This window comes from Brucella pseudogrignonensis (assembly GCF_002252525.1).
Classification (GTDB): Bacteria; Pseudomonadota; Alphaproteobacteria; order Rhizobiales; family Rhizobiaceae; genus Brucella; species Brucella pseudogrignonensis.
Genome location: NZ_NNRM01000041.1, coordinates 236,593 through 255,053, shown reverse-complemented (window position 1 = coordinate 255,053; position 18,461 = coordinate 236,593). Strand labels below are relative to the sequence as shown.

Below are 18,461 nucleotides of genomic sequence, written 5' to 3'. Positions count from 1 at the left end.
CAAAGGCAGCGCGAGGAAGGCGGAAAGCTGCTTTCCATCCGCGCCTGCCACTTAATGAATGGATTGAGAGGACAATATTATGAGCCTACTCCTCGACCGGCTAAACTTTCTTGCCAGAAAGAATGCGGACACCTTTTCCGAAGGGCATGGTGTTACCACGGTTGAAAACCGTGACTGGGAAGATGCCTATCGCAAGCGCTGGCAGCATGACAAAATTGTCCGCTCAACCCATGGAGTGAACTGCACTGGGTCTTGCTCATGGAAGATCTATGTCAAGGGCGGCATCATCACCTGGGAGACCCAGCAGACCGATTATCCGCGGACCCGCGCTGATCTGCCCAATCATGAGCCACGCGGCTGCCCGCGTGGTGCAAGCTACAGCTGGTATATTTATTCGGCCAATCGCGTGAAATATCCGCTGATCCGTTCGCGTCTGCTCAAGCTTTGGCGCAAGGAACGTGCGGTGAAGACCCCGATCGGTGCATGGGCTGCGATCCAGCAGGATCCGGCAAAGCGCTCCGATTATATGAAGGTGCGTGGCCTTGGCGGTTTCGTCCGTGCGACCTGGGATGAAGTCAACGAAATCATCGCAGCCGCCAACGCCTATACAGCCAAGACCTATGGTCCTGACCGCGTGATCGGCTTCTCGCCGATCCCTGCCATGTCGATGGTGTCTTATGCAGCCGGCTCACGTTATCTGTCTCTGCTTGGTGGCGTCTGCATGTCGTTTTATGACTGGTATTGCGATTTGCCGCCTGCCTCGCCGATGACATGGGGCGAACAGACCGACGTTCCTGAATCCGCTGACTGGTATAATGCTGGCTTCCTGATGCTCTGGGGTTCAAACGTTCCGCAGACCCGCACGCCTGATGCACATTTTTACACCGAAGCCCGTTATAAGGGCGCAAAATCGGTCGTGGTGTCACCGGATTACTCGGAAGCCGCCAAATTCTCCGATCTGTGGTTGCATCCGAAACAGGGCACAGATGCTGCACTTGCCATGGCGATTGGCCATGTCATTTTGCGCGAGTTCCATCTTGATCGACAGGTGGAGTATTTTGAGGACTATTGCCGCAAATACACTGACTTCCCAATGCTGGTTCGTCTCAGCAAGAAGGACGGTCATTATGTGCCTGACCGCTTCATCCGCGCTTCCGACTTTGTCGATACACTTGGCGAAAGCAACAATCCGGACTGGAAGACCGTGGCCTTCGACAAGAAGACTGCATCTTACGTCGCTCCCGGTGGTTCTATCGGCTATCGCTGGGGCGAAGACGGCAAGTGGAATCTGGAAGAAAAAGACGGCAAGGGCCACGATGTTGAGCTGGCAAAGAGCTTTATCGACAAGGGTGATCACGATGCGGTTGCCGATGTGGCGTTTCCTTATTTCGGCAATCGAGAACACGATTTCTTTGAAGGTACCGATCATGACAGCATTCTGGTGCGCAAGGTGCCAGCCCGAAAGGTAAAGCTTGCAGACGGCGACACGATGGTTGCCACCGTTTTCGATCTCTTCGCGGCCAATTATGGTCTTGATCGTGGTCTTGGCGACAAGAACTCGGCGAAAGCTTTTGATGAAGGCCTGCCTTACACGCCTGCCTGGGCTGAAAAGATTACTGGCGTTCCGCAGGATCAGATCATCGCTGTTGCGCGCGAATTTGCTCATAATGCAGAGAAGACCAAGGGACGCTCCATGGTCATTCTCGGTGCTGGTCTCAATCACTGGTACCACATGGATATGAGCTATCGCGGCATCATCAACATGCTGGTGATGTGCGGCTGCATCGGTCAGTCGGGCGGCGGTTGGAGCCATTATGTCGGACAGGAAAAACTGCGTCCGCAGACCGGCTGGACAGCGCTTGCCTTCGCACTCGACTGGAACCGCCCACCCCGCCATATGAACTCGACGTCATTCTTCTACGCGCATACCGATCAGTGGCGCTACGAGACGGTCAAGGTCAACGACATCCTGTCGCCGACCGCACCGGAAGGTTCATGGGACGGTACATTCCACGATTATAATATCCGCGCTGAACGTATGGGCTGGCTGCCATCGGCACCGCAATTGCAAACCAACCCGCTTGAAGTATCCAAGCAGGCGGCGGCATCGGGCAAAGAGGCCAAGGATTTTGTTGCTGAAGCGCTCAAATCCGGCAGTCTCAACATGTCCTGTGAGGACCCCGACAATGAGGCAAACTGGCCGCGCAACATGTTTGTCTGGCGTTCCAATCTGTTGGGTTCGTCGGGTAAAGGCCACGAATATTTCCTCAAGCATCTGCTCGGGACATCGAACGGCCTGCTTGGCAAGGATCTCGGTCCGGAAGGCGCGCAGGAATCTCAGGAAGCCGTCTGGCACGATCAGGCACCGGAAGGGAAGCTCGATCTGCTGGTGACACTGGATTTCCGCATGTCCACGACTTGCGTTTATTCGGACATCGTTCTGCCGACTGCCACCTGGTACGAGAAGAACGATCTCAACACCTCCGACATGCATCCCTTCATTCATCCACTTTCAAGTGCTGCCGATCCTGCATGGGAAGCACGCAGCGACTGGGAAATCTTCAAAGGCATCGCCAAGAAATTCTCGGATGTGGCGCCCGAAGTGCTGGGTGTTGAGAAGGATGTGGTTCTCGTTCCGACCCTTCACGATACGGCAGGTGAACTCTCGCAGCCGTTTGATGTGAAGGACTGGAAGAAGGGTGAAGTCGAACCGATCCCCGGCAAGACCATGCCAAATATTGTTGTGGTCGAGCGTGACTATCCGAACCTCTACAAGCGTTATACATCGGTTGGTCCATTGCTTGAAAAGCTCGGCAATGGCGGCAAGGGCATCGGTTGGAACACCGATCACGAGGTAGAACTTCTCGGCAAGCTCAACGGCAAGGTTCATGAGCCTGGTGCTACCGAAGGTCGCCCGCGTATCATGACTGACATTGATGCGACGGAAGTCATTCTGTCGCTTGCCCCCGAAACTAATGGCGAAGTGGCGGTGAAGGCCTGGGAAGCACTGTCGAAGTTCACTGGACGCGATCACAGCCATCTGGCAATACCGAAGGAAGACGAGAAAATTCGCTTCCGCGATATCGTGGCACAGCCACGCAAGATCATCTCGTCGCCGACATGGTCCGGTCTTGAATCGGAAAGTGTGTGCTACAATGCTGGCTATACCAATGTGCATGAACTGATCCCATGGCGCACACTGACAGGCCGTCAGCAGCTTTATCAGGATCATTTGTGGATGCGCGCTTTCGGTGAAGGCTTCTGCGTCTATCGTCCGCCAATCGACACCAAGACGGTCAATCCTGCCATTCGTGAAAAGGCAGACGGTCAACCGCATCTCGTGCTGAACTTCATTACGCCGCACCAGAAATGGGGCATCCACTCGACCTATTCCGACAACCTTTTGATGCTTACGCTCAATCGTGGTGGTCCGGTTGTCTGGATTTCGGAGCCGGATGCTAAGAAGGCGGGCCTCGTCGATAATGACTGGGTGGAAGTTTACAACGCCAACGGTGCTATCGTGGCGCGTGCGGTTGTGTCCCAGCGCATGAAGGACGGCACGATCTTCATGTATCACGCACAGGAAAAGATCGTGAATACGCCGGGATCGCCTCTGACAGGGCAGCGCGGCGGCATTCATAACTCGGTCACGCGCATCATCACCAAACCAACCCACATGATCGGCGGTTACGCCCATCAGTCCTATGGCTTCAACTATTACGGCACCGTCGGTGCAAACCGCGACGAATTTGTCGTGGTGCGCAAACTGGACAAGGTCGACTGGATGGAAGGTCCGCTCGACGAAAGCAAAGCGACATTGCCCCAGACACCAGTGGCAAAGGAGGCAGCAGAATGAAAATCCGCGCGCAAATTGGCATGGTGCTCAATCTCGACAAGTGCATCGGCTGCCACACCTGCTCTGTGACGTGCAAAAACGTCTGGACCAGCCGCGAAGGCGTTGAATATGCCTGGTTCAACAATGTTGAAACCAAGCCCGGTATTGGTTTCCCGAAAGAGTGGGAAAACCAGAAGAAGTGGAATGGCGGCTGGGTCCGCAAGAAGAACGGCAAGATCGAACCCAAGATGGGTGCGAAATGGCGCATTCTTGCTAAAATCTTTGCCAATCCAGATCTGCCTGAAATCGACGACTATTATGAGCCGTTCGACTACGATTATGGGCATTTGCAGACGGCAGGCGAAAGCAGGACCATGCCGACCGCCCGTCCACGTTCGCTGATTTCCGGCGAACGCATGGAGAAGATCGAATGGGGTCCGAACTGGGAAGAAATTCTCGGTGGCGAATTCGCCAAACGGTCGAAGGACTACAATTTCGAGGGCGTGGAAAAGGAAATCTACGGCCAGTTCGAAAACACCTTCATGATGTATCTGCCTCGCCTCTGCGAGCACTGCCTCAACCCGACCTGTGTTGCAGCCTGTCCTTCGGGTGCAATCTATAAGCGCGAGGATGATGGCATTGTTCTGATCGATCAGGAAAAATGCCGCGGCTGGCGCATGTGCGTCTCCGGCTGCCCTTACAAAAAGATCTATTACAACTGGAGTTCCGGCAAGTCCGAGAAGTGCATTTTCTGTTATCCGCGTATTGAAGCAGGCCAGCCAACTGTCTGCTCGGAAACCTGTGTCGGTCGCATCCGCTATCTCGGTGTTATTCTTTATGATGCCGACCGGATTTCGGAAGCAGCATCAACCGCCAACGAGCAGGATCTCTACGAAGAACAGCTTAGCATCTTCCTCGACCCGAACGATCCGAAAGTGATTGAACAGGCGCGCAAGGATGGTGTGCCGGATGCATGGCTGGAAGCTGCCAAGCATTCGCCGGTCTACAAGATGGCCATGGAATGGAAGATCGCATTTCCGCTGCATCCTGAATATCGCACGCTGCCAATGGTCTGGTATGTGCCACCGCTTTCGCCACTTCAGTCGGCTGCTGCTGCGGGCAAGCTTGGCATGGATGGTCCGCTGCCGGATGTTCGCTCGATGCGTATTCCGGTCCGCTATCTCGCCAATCTTTTGACCGCTGGTAAGGAAGAGCCGGTTATCTCGGCGCTTGAACGCATGTTGGCCATGCGCTCCTACATGCGCACCAAGACCATTGATGGCGTCATTGATGAAGCAATTGCTGATCGCGTCGGCATGAGTAGCGGCATGATCGAGGAAATGTATCAGTTGATGGCAATTGCCAATTATGAGGATCGTTTCGTCATCCCAACAACGCATCGCGAAGTCACAGAAGATGCCTATGATCTGCATGGTTCCTGTGGCTTCACCTTTGGCAATGGCTGCTCGGGTGGTTCTTCCACGGAAGACCTGTTCGGTGCCAAGCGTCAGAAGGTCGTGCAGACACCGACCGACATTTTCAGGGAACAAGTATAATGAACAAGGCTCTGAAAATCATATCGCTTCTGCTGTCCTATCCTTCGAAGGATGTGCAGTCTGGACGGGAGGAACTGAAAGCTGCTGTCGCCAGCGACCCAAGTCTTTCGCCCGGAATCCAGAAGCTACTCGACAATCTGATCGATGATCTTTGCAAAGGCGATCTCTATGAGGCGCAGGAGCGTTATGTGCATCTGTTTGATCGCACCCGCGCGCTGTCGCTGCATCTGTTTGAGCATGTGCATGGCGAAAGCCGCGATCGCGGTCAGGCAATGGTCGATCTTTTGAAGATGTATGAGGAAAATGGCTTCGACATTGATGCCAAGGAACTACCGGATTATCTGCCGCTGTTTCTTGAATTTTTGTCGACGCGTTCGCCGGAAGAAATCCACGATCTGCTGGCGCAGACTGCACACATCACCACAGCCATCGGCGAACGCCTGCGCAAGCGGCGCTCGATCTATGCCAATGCGTTTGCTGCACTTTCGCATCTTGGCCGCGTGAAGCCTGATGAGAAGCTGTTGGGTGAATTGCTGCGCCAGGAAGAGGATGATCCCGACGATCTGGCTGCTCTCGACCGCATCTGGGAAGAAGAAGCCGTAACATTTGGCAGTTCTAATGCTGGCGAAAACGCCTGCGGTCCGGACCGGTTGCGTATGCAGGTGCGTGCTGCACGCCGTAATCCGGCGGCATCGTCAAACCCCAGCCAAATCTAGGAGACGGATGATGGCTAGTCATATCAATACGTTCCTGTTCGGGATTTATCCCTATATTGCGCTGAGCGTTTTGGCACTCGGTTCAATCTTCCGCTATGACCGCGAGCCCTATACATGGCGCTCCGGTTCCAGCCAGCTTTTGCGCCGCAAACAGCTGATGTGGGGCTCGGTACTGTTTCATCTCGGTGTGCTTGTGATTTTCGCCGGGCATTTTGTCGGGTTGCTCACGCCAATCTGGGTATTTGATACGCTCGGCATCAGCCATGAAGCCAAGCAGATACTCGCCATTGTGGCCGGTGGCGTTGCAGGTGTCATGGCAATTATCGGTGCCACGCTTCTCGTGCATCGTCGCCTGTTTGACCCGCGTATTCGCGCGTCATCGCGTCCGACTGACACGCTCATCATCATTCTGCTCTGGATTCAGCTGCTGCTGGGGCTTGCGACCATTCCGGTATCGCTACAGCATCTGGATGGCCATGAAATGGTGAAATTCATGAGCTGGGCACAGGGTATTTTCACTTTCAACTCGCAAGCTTCAAGCTACGTTGCCGATGCATCGCTTATCTTCAAGCTGCATATCGGTTTGGGTCTGACAATCCTGCTGCTGTTCCCGTTTACGCGTCTCGTTCATATGCTGAGCGCACCTGTGCGTTATATCTGGCGTCCCGGTTATCAGGTTGTGCGCAAGCGCAATAATAGCCGGGCACCATCCCATGCCCGCGTTCAGAACAACTTTCGGGCGGAGCAGAACTGATGGCGACACTCTTTGAAAGCAAACAGCCGAAAGCACATGACCATAAGCATTCAGGCGGGCATGGTAGCTATTCCACATACCAGGAGCCGGATACACGCATACCGCCAAAGCCGCGCCCGATCTTTGATGCGGTTTCGGTCAACGGCGTTGCGATTGCCGAAAGCGACATTCTGACGGAGGCACAAAACCACCCGGCAGAAAACCCGGGAGCAGCCTTGCTTGCAGCCGCTCGCGCCCTTGCAGTCCGGGAGTTGCTTTTGCAGCGCGCAAGAGAAGTCGGCATCACCCCAGAACGTGAGAAAGATGCCGAAGGGCGTCCTGAAACCGACGACGATGCGCTGGTACGCATGGTCATCGATCAGGAAGTTGAAGTGCCTTCTGCATCAAGCGATGAATGTTTGCGCTTTTATGAGAAAAACCGGCAGCGTTTCACCAGCTCGCCTTTGCTTCAAGCAAGCCACATTCTGATTGCTGCCGACCCAGCTGATCAGCAGGCGCGCGAAAAGGCACGCGGCACGGCATCGTTCCTGGCGACTTCCATTCTGGCTGAACCGGCAACATTTGCGGCGATGGCGCACGAATATTCCGCCTGCCCTTCAGCTGCACAGGGTGGCAGCCTTGGGCAATTGTCGCGAGGCAGTACCGTGCCGGAGTTTGAGCGTGCGCTTGATCGTCTTGCACCCGGTGAAATCACAGCGGCACCAATTGAAAGCCGCTTTGGCTTTCACATTATCAAGCTCGATCATCGTGTCGATGGCGAGGTGTTGCCATTCGATTTTGTGGCTGAGCGCATCGCGGGCTGGCTTGAAGCGTCGACCTGGTCGAAAGCTGTTTCGCAATATATTGCTATTTTGGCCGCAGAGGCAGAGATTACCGGTATCGACCTTTTGTCCGGTGAGGAAGAAAGCAAATGACCACACAGCCGATTCTTGCAGCAATTCTGGCCGAGAAAGACGTGGCGGTCGATCCGCTGTTGGCGTCGGTTGCTGCGAGGGCCGGAGAACGTGGCTTGAAGGTCGCGGGTTTTTTGCAACACCGTGGCCCCGATACCGACGAATGCTGCCGGGAAATTGTTATTGAACGGATTGGCAGCGGCAATCGGCAAATTATCTCGCAACCGCTCGGCACCGGCTCGCGCGGTTGCAGGCTCGATCCGGCAGCACTTGCAGATGTGGCAGGATCGTTGCGTGCCGAAATCGAAGCCGGAGCAGATCTGCTGATCCTCAACCGTTTTGGCAAAGGCGAAACGGAAGGTCAGGGGTTTCGGACCGTTATCGAGCTGGCCTATGCAAAGCAGATACCCGTGCTGACAGTCGTGCGCGAAACCTATGTTGAGGGCTGGAACGAGTTCGCAGGCGATTTCGGTGTTTTGCTTGCACCGGACCAGACGGTTCTCGCAGACTGGCTTGAAACCATTACCCCGCTTAGAGCGCTGTCGGCTGCAAGCTGATTTTATCAGCTATGCATAACCGATGCAGTTTTGTGTCGACTGACCCAGGCGGCACCGATGCCACCATGTAGAAAGCCGTTGGAAAGCGGAACGGTCGGGTAAATCGCCTGCAATCGGGCAAGGCCTTCTTCCGTGTCGATACGTTCATGCAGCACGTCGTGGTGAACCTTTGCGACAGCAACCATGTCACAATCCTGCGGCGAAAGCCTGAAACGTGCAACACCCGCTGCCTTCAGCTCGGGTATATCTTCAATGAGTGCCTGACAGGTATGCGACAGCGTTTGCACACCGTTCAAGGCAAGGAACGACTGGCTATCGAGTGTTTTGACTGGCAGACCGTCCGGCTCCTCGGCACAAACAAACTGACAATTGTCCTTGATGTGTCCTTTTGAGCGTGCGTGGGCGCAGCGCGCTGAAATGGCGAGTGGTATGCGGCCGAAAGTGAAGATTTCGAAGGCAACATCTGGCGCTCCCTTGATGATTTCACGGATTGAAGCCAACGGTAGTTCCGGTGGCAGACAGATGCATTGTGCGCCGCGAGCGGCCAGAACTTTGGCAGTGGCGGCGTTGTAAACATTGACCAATGGGCCAACCATATGCGGCTTGCCAGCCAGCAGGCCCAGCGCGGAGAGATCATTGGCTTCGACCGGAAAAAGCGATTGTTCGGTGGTCTGCCGAACATGCTTTGCCTCGCGTTCAAGCATGACAAGCGCGAGTGAGCCAAGGCTGATTGTCTTGCCTGCCTGTTGTAAGCGCTCGATCACATCTCCCATGTATGGATCGATGAAATGAAAGCGCTTGGAACAAACAATTTCGCCGAGCGTGACATGGTCGACTGGTGCTTCATCGGCTATGCGGAAGTAGAAATCGCGCCATTTCGGACCGTCCCAGAGAAAGAGAACAGGCCCAAGGCTGAGGCTGGGATTAAAACTTGGATCGGACATGGCTATCTCCAGCGCTTTTCATAGGCGCCCGATGTGGTCTGCTGACCTTCACTCAATGCGCGTAGTCGTGAAAGCAGTGCGGCCCGCTTTTCGGGTCCGGCTGCAAGAGTTTGACGGAGCGTTGAAACAACTTCAGCAACATAGGCTTTCCCACGTTGCCGCCCTTCGATTTTCAGAGCTGAAACGCCGGCTGCACGGAGTTCGTCTATGTGGTTCATCACATCAAGAGATACAGGATCTTCAAATGCATAGCCTTCTTCATCGCCGATGTTGAAACGCCCTTTGCAAAGGGTTGGATAGCCTGCTGCTTCGCCTGCCGGGAAGCGGTTGATGGTGTAATCGCCAAGTTCTGAAACCAGTTCTGAACCGTCGTGGCGATAACGCACATGGCTTGCAGGCGAGCAGACCCCATTCATGTTGGGTGACTTTCCGGTGGCGTAAGACGACAGCGAGCAGCGGCCTTCAGCCATGACGCACAAACCGCCAAAGACGAAAACTTCCATTTCGCAGGCGATCTTGCGTCCAAGCTTTGCAATATCAGGGATTGTCAGCACGCGTGGCAGCACCACACGTTTTGCCTTGAAAGCATCGATCAGAAAGCTGATTGCATCGGCATTGGAAACAGATGCTTGCACTGAAACATGCAGTCGCTGTTGCGGGTGGCGTTCTGCCGTATAGGCCATCAGCCCAAAATCCGCGAGGATCACGGCATCGGCACCCAATGCCGAGGCATCATCAACGGCTTGGTACCAGATATGCTCGTCACCTGCACGCATGAAGGTGTTGATTGCAACGAAGACCTGCGTCCGACGGGCATGGGCGAAATTGATCGCTTCCCGTAGCTCTTCGCGGCTGAAATTGAGGCCCGGAAAATTGCGTGCGTTGGTTTCATCACGAAAGCCGCAATACACTGCATCAGCTCCGGCCTGCACGGCTTCGCGAAGTGCGGAAGGTGTTCCGGCAGGACAGATCAGTTCCATGAAGGGGTATCCTCTTTTGTGTCGGCAGCGAGCGCTTTGTCGCGCACAAAGCCTGCAATGGTTCGCACCACCGGGGCGAATGGCCCTGCGCCGCGGCCAAGATCAGCTGGCAGGTCAACATTGCAATCGTCCAGCGCATTGCGCAGGGCCAGCATGGCCTCCATGTCGCCGGTCACAGTGATGTCGCGCGAGAAAAACAGGGCGTCGCCATCAAGTTTGCCCTCCAGAAGAGCGAGCAGCATGACGAGCGGGCCTTCGATTGCGGCATCGGCTTTAAAGTCGTCTTTGTTGCGCAGTACCGAAATACGGGGGGCACCGGGTTCAACCAGAAAGGCGAAAGGGAGATCGGATGGCCGGAAGCCAAATCGTTTGTTGACGTGCTCGCCCAGCCGCTCAAACAGGCCGGGATGCGCACGGATAACCTGAAAGAAAACACGAGAAACAAGCGGCTTGAGCAGAAATGGCGGAACAAACCGAACCGGAGCGACCACGGCAGGCGGAATTTTCATCATGACTTTGCTCCAGACACTTCTATGCGCACCAGCTTACGACCTCTTCTCAAGGACTAGGCGATTCAAGCCTGTAAGAGTTTGATCTGGATCAAAGACGGCAGAAGAATTGCGTATTCAAAGTGAGACATGAAAAATGCATCCCCTCTGCCTTCTTCCTATGGCGATCTACAGAGCTTCGTATCGGAGCTCGAACGACGCGGCGATCTCGTCCGCATCCAGCGTCCAGTTTCACTGCTTCATGAAATCACGGAAATTCATAAACGCGTTCTGGAAGCTGATGGACCGGCTTTGCTGTTTGAAAATCCGGTCGATGCTGAAGGCAAAGTGCAATCCATCCCGTTGCTTGCCAATCTGTTCGGTGCTGAACGACGGATTGCATGGGGGCTTGGTCGCAGTCCGGAAGAGCTGCCTGATTTAGCCAATCTGCTGGCAGAGTTGAGAGCGCCGACGCCGCCGCGTTCAGCAGGCGAAATCTGGGGCAAGCTGCCTCTGGCAAAAGCAGCGCTGGCAATGCGACCACGGCGTGTCAGCCGTGCGCCGGTGCATGAAATCACACGCGAGGGAGACGCCATTGATCTGGACGCGTTGCCGATACAATGGTGCTGGCCCGGAGAGCCTGCTGCACTGGTAACATGGCCTTTGGTCATCACTTGTGCGCCTGACGATCCATCCGACATCAATGTCGGTATTTACCGGATGCAGAAGCTCGGGCGAGACAGGCTGGTCATGCGCTGGCTGGCACATCGGGGTGGCGCGCGGCATCATCGCATGTGGCAGAAGGCCGGGAAGGATATGCCTGTTGCTGTTGCGATCGGTGCGGATCCAGCGACAATTCTTGCAGCTGTCATGCCTTTGCCTGAAGGGATGAGCGAGCTTGCGTTTTCGGGTCTTTTGTCGGGGCGAAGGCCCGTAATCACAGACGCGCGCACTGTGCCAATCAACGTCCCTGCTAATGCGGAAATTGTGCTTGAAGGTTTTGTATCGGCAACCGAAACCGCGCCGGAAGGCCCTTATGGGGATCACACTGGTTATTATAACAGTGTGGAAGATTTTCCGGTTATGCGTCTCACCGCGATCACCATGCGCAAGAACCCGATTTATCTTTCCACTTACACCGGGCGTCCGCCTGATGAACCTTCAAAGCTCGGCGAGGTGATGAACAAGCTGTTTGTGCCGGTCGTGCGCAAACAATTTCCCGAGATCACTGACCTTTGGCTGCCAGCTGCGGCATGTTCTTATCGCGCAATGGTGGTCGCCATCGACAAGCGATATCCGGGGCAAGCGGGCAGGGTGATGATGGGGCTTTGGTCAATGTTGCCACAGTTCAGCTACACCAAGCTTATCATTGCCGTCGATCCCGATATCAATGTGCGCAATTGGGATGATGTGCTCTGGGCGCTATCGACACGCTTCGACGCGAGCCGAGATTTGATTACGCTTGATCATACACCGGTGGATTATCTTGATTTCGCTTCACCGCGTTCAGGGCTTGGCGGAAAGCTCGGACTCGATGCAACCAACAAGATTGGTGCGGAAACCGATCGCGAATGGGGCGCTGTCCTTTCCATGAATGCAGAGACCATTGCTCGGGTCGACGCGATGTGGGGCGAATTGGGAATCGACAGGGAGAGCAGACAGTGAAGCGGATCGTCGTGGGAGTTTCAGGTGCGTCCGGGTCGCTCATTTCACTGAAAATACTTGAGTGCCTGAACAAGATGCAGTCCGTTGAAACGCATCTTGTTATATCACAAGCCGCTGAGCGGACTTTGCGCTATGAGCTGGGCCCGAACGGCTATTCAATGCTGCATAGGCTGGCAGAAAAGACCTATTCGATTGAGGATGTGGGAGCAGCTATTGCCAGCGGATCCGTGCAAACGGCAGGAATGATTGTTGCGCCTTGTTCCATGCGCACTTTAGCGTCGATAGCCAATGGCTTCAGCGATAGTCTGCTAACGCGCGCTGCCGATGTGCAGCTCAAAGAGCGACGCAAGCTGCTGCTGATCACCCGCGAAACACCACTGCATCTGGTCCATTTGCGCAATATGTGTACGGTCACCGAGATGGGCGCAATCGTGATGCCGCCAGTGCCTGCCTTTTATCTGCACCCGCAGACGGTGGATGAAATTGCCCATCAGATCGCAGCGCGAGCCATTGATCTGATGGGGATTGGTGAGCAACAGGCCGAAAGCTGGAGCGGCTCAGTTTAGTTTCGGATGCCGGTCAACGAGTGCCTGACGGCGTTGCTGCAGCTCTTCGATCTGCTGTTCGAGCGAGAGAATTTCATCGTCGAGCTTATCGACGCGTTCTTCGATATGGGAATAGGCTTCCTTGAGCAGCAATTTGGCTTCCGTTTTGTTTGAGGCACTTGGCGTGTCGCCACGCAACGGTTTGTTGGCCGTCTCAGGAAGGAAGAATGCTGTGATGAGACCCACAATGGCTGCGCACATGAGATAGTAAGCAGGCAGATAAAGATTATCTGTTGCCTCGACAAGCCATGCGGCAACAGTCGGGGTCAGTCCCGCCACGATAATTGAAATATTAAAGGCTGCAGCAAGAGCGCTATAGCGAATACGCGCCGGAAACAGTGCTGGCAGTGTCGATGCCATGATGCCTGTGAGGCAGTTGAGCAATATCGCCAATATCAGCAAGCCAGCAAAAATAGTCGCAATGTTTCCACTGGCAACAAGGTGGAAGGCCGGCACGGCAAACAACAATAGGCCCACACTGCCGATAATCAGGAAAGGCCTGCGGCCAAACCGGTCGCTGAGGAAGCCGACGACGGGCTGCACAAACAGCATACCGATCATCACGACAATGATAATCAGCACACCGTGGTCTTCGGAATAGCCCAGGCTCTGGGAAAGATAGGTCGGCATATAGGTGAGCAGCATGTAATAGGTGACGTTTGTCACCAGAACCATGCCAATACAGACGCTCAATGCACGCCAGTATTTGCTGACGATTTCCTTGAAGGACACCATCGGCCGATCTTCAATGGCATCACGGTCTTCTTTTTCCAATGCCGCAAGCTGTTGTGTGAATGCGGGCGTTTCTTCAGCCGCATGACGAAGATAAAGTCCGATCAGACCGAGCGGAGCGGCAAGGTAGAATGGAATGCGCCAGCCCCAATCCAAGAAGGCGTCTTCACCAACCATGGTGCTGAGGAAAACGACGAGACCCGCACCCAGCACAAAACCGGCTATCGAGCCAAAGTCCAGCCAGCTGCCCAGGAAGCCGCGACGCCTGTCGGGAGCATATTCGGCGACGAAGATCGCAGCACCGGTATATTCGCCGCCTACAGAAAAGCCCTGTGCCAGCTTGCAAAGCAGCAAAAGGATAGGCGCCCAGATTCCGATAGTGGCATAGGAGGGGATCAGGCCGATACAGAATGTACTGGCAGCCATGATGATAATTGTAAGTGAGAGAACTTTTTGTCGTCCGAAACGGTCGCCCATTACGCCGAAAAACAAGCCACCCAGAGGGCGCACCAGAAACGGCACGGAGAATGTGGCAAGCGCTGCAATTGTCTGAATGCCCGGGGCGGCATTGGGGAAGAATACCTGGCCCAATGCATAGGCCACGAAGCCGTAAACGCCGAAATCGAACCATTCCATCGCGTTGCCCAAGGCCGCAGCGGTAATGGCTTTCTTAAGCTTGGTGTTATCGATGACCTTGATGTCGTGAATTTGTAATGGTGTAGCCTGAGATGAGCTGCCTGCAGCATCGCTTTGCGCCATTCGCCACCGCCTTTTTGCGTTTTGTTATAATATCCCACGCAACAGAATAGCGGCCCCGCATTTAGAACATGCATTGACCACTCTACTGTTAAGTGAATTTGAGCGAGTAACTAGTTGGCGTCGGGTTTGGTTCCGATAAAGCGTATAAATAGTCGGCAAAGAAGGCCTATGCTGGCCCGAGCATGATGAAAGTTTCGCTTTTGCTGACGCCCTGAAGTGAGCGTATCGTCGAAATCACTTCGTTAAGCTCGGAGATGGTCGAGACTTCCAGCTCGGCGATCACATCCCAGATGCCGTTAGTGTTAAAAACGCCCGTGAGGCCTGGAACGCGTTTGATTGCGCTGATTGTTGCCTTCAGTGACGAGCCTGACATTTCGATGAGCATGAAGGCACGGATCTGATCTTTGCCGATATCGTCACGGACACGGACAGTGAAGCCTTTGATGTCGCCATTCGCAATCATGCGGTCGAGGCGTTTTTGTGCGGTGGCGCGTGCAACGCCTAAAAGCTCTGCAAGCTGTGGAACAGAAGCCCGGCCATTAATGCGAAGCTCCGTGATCAGTCTCTTGTCCAGCTCATCCATTGATACGGCTTCCTTAAAAGTAAGTTATGCTGACGATATCGTCACTATTTTATAAAAATAATCACTTTATATTCTTTTTTGTCAATCTAATTGCAGATAATGATTTTGGCCAAGGGGAGTGCATAAGCGGCTCTTAAAATGCTGCAAGCGATAGGAACGCTGCGCAAATCCCTGTTGAGGCCGGTTACAAGGCTATCAAAATAGCGTCAACAGCTCCGCCTGGGGCTTTCGTAGGGAACTCTGATAATGAAAATGGCGAGACTTTTTTCCACAGCGCTTATAGCACTTGGCATCTCACTATCCGCCCATGCGGCTAAGGCTGATGATCTGGAAAAAATTCAGAAGAACGGCAAGATGACGATTGCGCTTTCGGGCGTTTTCCCTCCGTTCAGTTTTGTCGATGAATCCAACAAGGTTGTTGGCTTCGACGTTGATATCGGTTCTGAAATTGCACGCCGTCTGAAGGCTGAGCCTGAAATCGTCACCACTGCCTGGGATGGCATCATTGCGGGCCTCGTTACCGGCCGCTTTGATACAATCGTCGGCTCGATGGGCATCACCGAAGAACGCAAAAAGGCAATCGACTTCGTCGGACCTTACTACCGCTCCGGTCTTGGCCTGTTCCTGCGTAAAGGCGACAGCGTCAAGTCGCTCGACGAACTCGACGGCAAGACAATTGGTGTGACGCTTGGCGAAACCTCTGAAAAGTGGGTTCGCGAGCAGAACAAGTATGAAGTCCGCACCTATAAGGGCCTGCCGGAAATGCTTCTCGACCTCGGTTCGGGCCGCATCGACGCCGTGATTGCCGACGACGTGCCTGTTCTGGTTGCCATTTCCAAGAGCAATGCGCCGATCGAGCAGATCAAGGATGACAAGCTTCCGCGCTATGACATTGGCATTGCTGTTCGCAAGAACAATCCTGAACTTCGCGACGCTATGCAGAAAGCGCTCGACGATATGATGGCTGATGGCACTTACAAGACCATTTCCGAAAAGTGGATTGGCGCGGATATCCGTTAATCCGGTTGTTTCGGGTCAGGGCAGCATAATTTGCTGCCCTGCCTCAAACACGGAAGCGGCATGAGTGAAAATCTATAGCCGCATTTTCTGTTTTACGCATTGTCTTCATGTTGAGCGCTCTAAGCAGCTTTATTGACAATGCTCTCGTTCCTAAACTCTGCCATGGCCTCGTTTCAGCCGTTCGCTGAAGCACTATCTCGTGGCAGATGTTCCTCCTGATGGAGCAGAAAGGTTGAAGGATGGATATCGCACTTATCGAGCGGATTTTTCCCTTCATTGTTGAAGCTGCCTGGGTCACTGCCGGACTGACTGTCGTGTCGCTGCTGATCGGTCTGGTTGTCGCCAGTCTGCTCGTTATGGCGCGCTTTTCGCGATATGCACCAGTGCGCTGGATTGCTGTGGCCTATATCAGCATCATGCGTGGTACGCCGCTTCTGGTGCAGCTCTTCCTCGTGTTCTTTGGTGGTCCGCAATTCGGCTTTGAATTCACGCCCTTTGTGGCGGGTGTCATCACGATGGGCTTCAACATCGGCGCCTATATGTCTGAGGGTATGCGCGGGGCGATCCTGGCCGTTGATAAAGGCCAGAATGAAGCCGCCCGGTCGCTTGGTTTTGGTCGAGTTGGCACGATGCGGCTCTTCATTCTGCCACAGGCTGCTCCTTTGATGATCCGGTCGCTGGGCGTCAATACGGTTATTCTGACCAAGAGTACTGCCCTTGTCTCCACCATAGGTGTGGTTGAGTTGACCTATACCGCGCAGCGCTTTGTCACTTCCACCTACAAGCCCTTCGAGGTTTTTGCGGTGGCTGCTGCTGCTTACATCGTCATCATAGCCGTCATTTCGCTGATCGTTCGCGGACTTGAAACCTACTTCAACGCTGAGAAGAGGGCAGGAGCATGAGTCTGGATTTCACAGTTGTTCCACCTTATGCGGAACTGTTGCTCATCGGTCTTCTCTGGACCGTTTTGATCACTGTTCTGGCTGGCGTTATCAGTGTTGTGCTTGGCATTGTTATTGCAATCGTCACCCTTCATGCGCCCAAACTGATCAGCCTTCCCTTGCGCGGCATTGTATTCCTTTTCATGGGCACACCGCTGCTGCTGCAGCTTTATCTGCTCTATTATGGCCTGTCGCAGATCGGGATCATGGTGCCTGCATTCTGGACCGGTGTGTTCGGGCTTGGTATGCATTATGCCGCCTATAATGCCGATATTTTCCGCGCGTCGCTGGAGGCTGTCGACAAGGGACAAATGGAAGCCGCTCGTTCGCTTGGTTTCGGCAATGGTGCCTCTTTGCGCTATTTCATTATCCCGCAGGCAATCCTTACGGCTTTGCCGCAGGTCGGCAATAACAGCATTATCCTGCTCAAGGACACGGCCGTTCTTTCGGTGCTCGGCATCACAGAACTGGTGCTGAATGCCCAGCGTGGCATCAGCGAAACCTATCGTCCTTTTGAGTTCTACTTCGTTGCAGCCGTGCTCTATTACCTCGTCAACCTTCTGATGGAATGGGGTTTGAGCAAAGCGGCCAAGAAAGCGGAAGCTATCCGATGAACACACAGACCCCCATGATCGAATTGCGCCAAATTCGGAAATCTTACGGCGAAATCGAGGTGCTGAAAGGCATCGACCTGACTGTTGCACGCGGGAAGATCGTTTCCATCATCGGCCCCAGCGGATCGGGTAAGAGCACATTGCTCCGCTCCATCAATATGTTGGAGGAAACCTCAAGCGGTGAAATCTGGCTTGATGGACATCAGGTAAACCGTCCGCTAAAGGTGCGTGCTTTTGAAAAGCACATCAACCACATCCGTCAGGAAATGGGGATGGTTTTTCAGCAGTTTAACCTCTTCCCGCATTTGACGGTTTTGCAGAACATCATGGTCGGACCGATGAAGCTCAAGGGCTTGTCCCGGGCGGATGCATTGGAACGCGCTAACACTCTGCTCGCCAAGGTCGGCCTTGTCGATAAGGGGCACGCCTATCCGGCACGTCTCTCTGGCGGCCAAAAGCAACGTGTTGCCATCGCTCGCGCTTTGGCAATGCAGCCCAAAGTTATGCTTTTTGATGAAGCGACATCTGCGCTTGATCCGGAGCTGGTCGAAGAAGTCAATCAGGTCATGAAGCAGCTCGCAAACGAGCACATGACCATGCTGATCGTCACCCACGAAATGCGCTTTGCCGCCGAAGTCTCCGACCATGTGATGTTCATGGATGGTGGCGTGGTGGTTGAGCAAGGCGCGCCAAGCCAAGTCTTGTCCGATCCTACCGAGGAACGGACAAGAGCCTTCCTACGAAAGCATCTTTCGCAATAAGCCGGTCGAAAACGACCGAAGCCTGAAGTTTATGTTCTGAAGCGTGTTTCTGACATCT

At 54.2% G+C, this 18,461-nt stretch carries 17 protein-coding genes; 12 read left to right on the top strand and 5 right to left on the bottom strand.

Translation table 11 applies throughout. The features are described 5' to 3' along the window. The first annotated feature begins 79 nt into the window (after positions 1–79). From CEV34_RS18990 to CEV34_RS18965, 6 genes are read left to right on the top strand one after another with little or no spacing between them, the layout of a single operon-like run. Complete coding sequence (locus CEV34_RS18990) at positions 80–3,856, top strand: nitrate reductase subunit alpha (protein ID WP_094544232.1); 3,777 nt, start codon at positions 80–82, stop codon at positions 3,854–3,856. Further along, positions 3,853–5,391 carry a nitrate reductase subunit beta gene (narH, locus tag CEV34_RS18985; RefSeq protein WP_007877588.1) on the top strand — a complete coding sequence of 513 codons (1,539 nt, stop codon included), beginning with the start codon at positions 3,853–3,855 and terminating at the stop codon, positions 5,389–5,391. Before CEV34_RS18990 ends, narH begins: the two co-directional genes overlap by 4 nt. Then, a complete protein-coding gene (gene narJ / locus CEV34_RS18980) occupies positions 5,391–6,107 on the top strand; it encodes a nitrate reductase molybdenum cofactor assembly chaperone (RefSeq protein ID WP_007877589.1) in 717 nt (238 codons plus the stop codon). The genes narH and narJ overlap by 1 nt, the downstream gene beginning before the upstream one ends. Before the next feature lie 10 nt (positions 6,108–6,117). After that, a complete protein-coding gene (narI, locus tag CEV34_RS18975) occupies positions 6,118–6,861 on the top strand; it encodes a respiratory nitrate reductase subunit gamma (protein ID WP_007877591.1) in 744 nt (247 codons plus the stop codon). Beyond that, positions 6,861–7,775: a peptidylprolyl isomerase gene (locus tag CEV34_RS18970; RefSeq protein ID WP_094544231.1), complete on the top strand. Its 915-nt coding sequence runs from the start codon at positions 6,861–6,863 to the stop codon at positions 7,773–7,775. The genes narI and CEV34_RS18970 overlap by 1 nt, the downstream gene beginning before the upstream one ends. Beyond that, positions 7,772–8,311, top strand: a complete 540-nt coding sequence (locus CEV34_RS18965; protein ID WP_094544230.1) for a DUF2478 domain-containing protein — start codon at positions 7,772–7,774, stop codon at positions 8,309–8,311. Before CEV34_RS18970 ends, CEV34_RS18965 begins: the two co-directional genes overlap by 4 nt. 5 nt (positions 8,312–8,316) lie before the next feature. Here CEV34_RS18965 and ubiV read toward each other — a convergent pair whose 3' ends face one another. The 3 genes from ubiV to ubiT are packed head-to-tail and all read right to left on the bottom strand — an operon-like array spanning position 8,317 to position 10,747. Then, on the bottom strand, positions 8,317–9,255 hold the full coding sequence (ubiV, locus tag CEV34_RS18960; RefSeq protein WP_094544229.1) for a ubiquinone anaerobic biosynthesis protein UbiV: 939 nt from the start codon (positions 9,253–9,255) through the stop codon (positions 8,317–8,319). 2 nt (positions 9,256–9,257) lie between these two features. Continuing rightward, the gene (gene ubiU, locus CEV34_RS18955; protein WP_094544228.1) at positions 9,258–10,235 is read right to left on the bottom strand and encodes a ubiquinone anaerobic biosynthesis protein UbiU; all 978 of its coding nucleotides are present in this window, start codon (positions 10,233–10,235) and stop codon (positions 9,258–9,260) included. Then, positions 10,226–10,747: a ubiquinone anaerobic biosynthesis accessory factor UbiT gene (gene ubiT / locus CEV34_RS18950; RefSeq protein WP_094544227.1), complete on the bottom strand. Its 522-nt coding sequence runs from the start codon at positions 10,745–10,747 to the stop codon at positions 10,226–10,228. The genes ubiU and ubiT overlap by 10 nt, the downstream gene beginning before the upstream one ends. Before the next feature lie 126 nt (positions 10,748–10,873). On the opposite strand from ubiT, the gene CEV34_RS18945 reads away from it, so the two are divergent. Together CEV34_RS18945 and CEV34_RS18940 are read left to right on the top strand one after the other, a co-directional pair. After that, positions 10,874–12,388, top strand: coding sequence for a UbiD family decarboxylase (locus CEV34_RS18945; RefSeq protein ID WP_094544226.1), 1,515 nt, complete (start codon positions 10,874–10,876; stop codon positions 12,386–12,388). Beyond that, positions 12,385–12,954: a UbiX family flavin prenyltransferase gene (locus tag CEV34_RS18940; protein WP_094544225.1), complete on the top strand. Its 570-nt coding sequence runs from the start codon at positions 12,385–12,387 to the stop codon at positions 12,952–12,954. The genes CEV34_RS18945 and CEV34_RS18940 overlap by 4 nt, the downstream gene beginning before the upstream one ends. On the opposite strand, the gene proP is transcribed toward CEV34_RS18940, so the two are convergent. Both proP and CEV34_RS18930 read right to left on the bottom strand, forming a co-directional pair. After that, positions 12,946–14,484, bottom strand: coding sequence for a glycine betaine/L-proline transporter ProP (proP, locus tag CEV34_RS18935; RefSeq protein WP_007877604.1), 1,539 nt, complete (start codon positions 14,482–14,484; stop codon positions 12,946–12,948). The genes CEV34_RS18940 and proP overlap by 9 nt on opposite strands. Before the next feature lie 166 nt (positions 14,485–14,650). Next, the gene (locus tag CEV34_RS18930; RefSeq protein WP_007877606.1) at positions 14,651–15,067 is read right to left on the bottom strand and encodes an Lrp/AsnC family transcriptional regulator; all 417 of its coding nucleotides are present in this window, start codon (positions 15,065–15,067) and stop codon (positions 14,651–14,653) included. A 252-nt stretch (positions 15,068–15,319) separates the two neighbouring features. On the opposite strand from CEV34_RS18930, the gene CEV34_RS18925 reads away from it, so the two are divergent. The 4 genes from CEV34_RS18925 (at position 15,320) to CEV34_RS18910 (ending at position 18,403) form a co-directional block, all read left to right on the top strand. Further along, the gene (locus CEV34_RS18925; RefSeq protein WP_039860371.1) at positions 15,320–16,087 is read left to right on the top strand and encodes a transporter substrate-binding domain-containing protein; all 768 of its coding nucleotides are present in this window, start codon (positions 15,320–15,322) and stop codon (positions 16,085–16,087) included. Between the two features lie 239 nt (positions 16,088–16,326). Beyond that, positions 16,327–16,989, top strand: a complete 663-nt coding sequence (locus CEV34_RS18920; RefSeq protein ID WP_094544224.1) for an amino acid ABC transporter permease — start codon at positions 16,327–16,329, stop codon at positions 16,987–16,989. Beyond that, on the top strand, positions 16,986–17,642 hold the full coding sequence (locus CEV34_RS18915; protein ID WP_007877612.1) for an amino acid ABC transporter permease: 657 nt from the start codon (positions 16,986–16,988) through the stop codon (positions 17,640–17,642). The genes CEV34_RS18920 and CEV34_RS18915 overlap by 4 nt, the downstream gene beginning before the upstream one ends. Then, positions 17,639–18,403, top strand: coding sequence for an amino acid ABC transporter ATP-binding protein (locus CEV34_RS18910; protein WP_094544223.1), 765 nt, complete (start codon positions 17,639–17,641; stop codon positions 18,401–18,403). The genes CEV34_RS18915 and CEV34_RS18910 overlap by 4 nt, the downstream gene beginning before the upstream one ends. Positions 18,404–18,461: the final 58 nt, after the last annotated feature.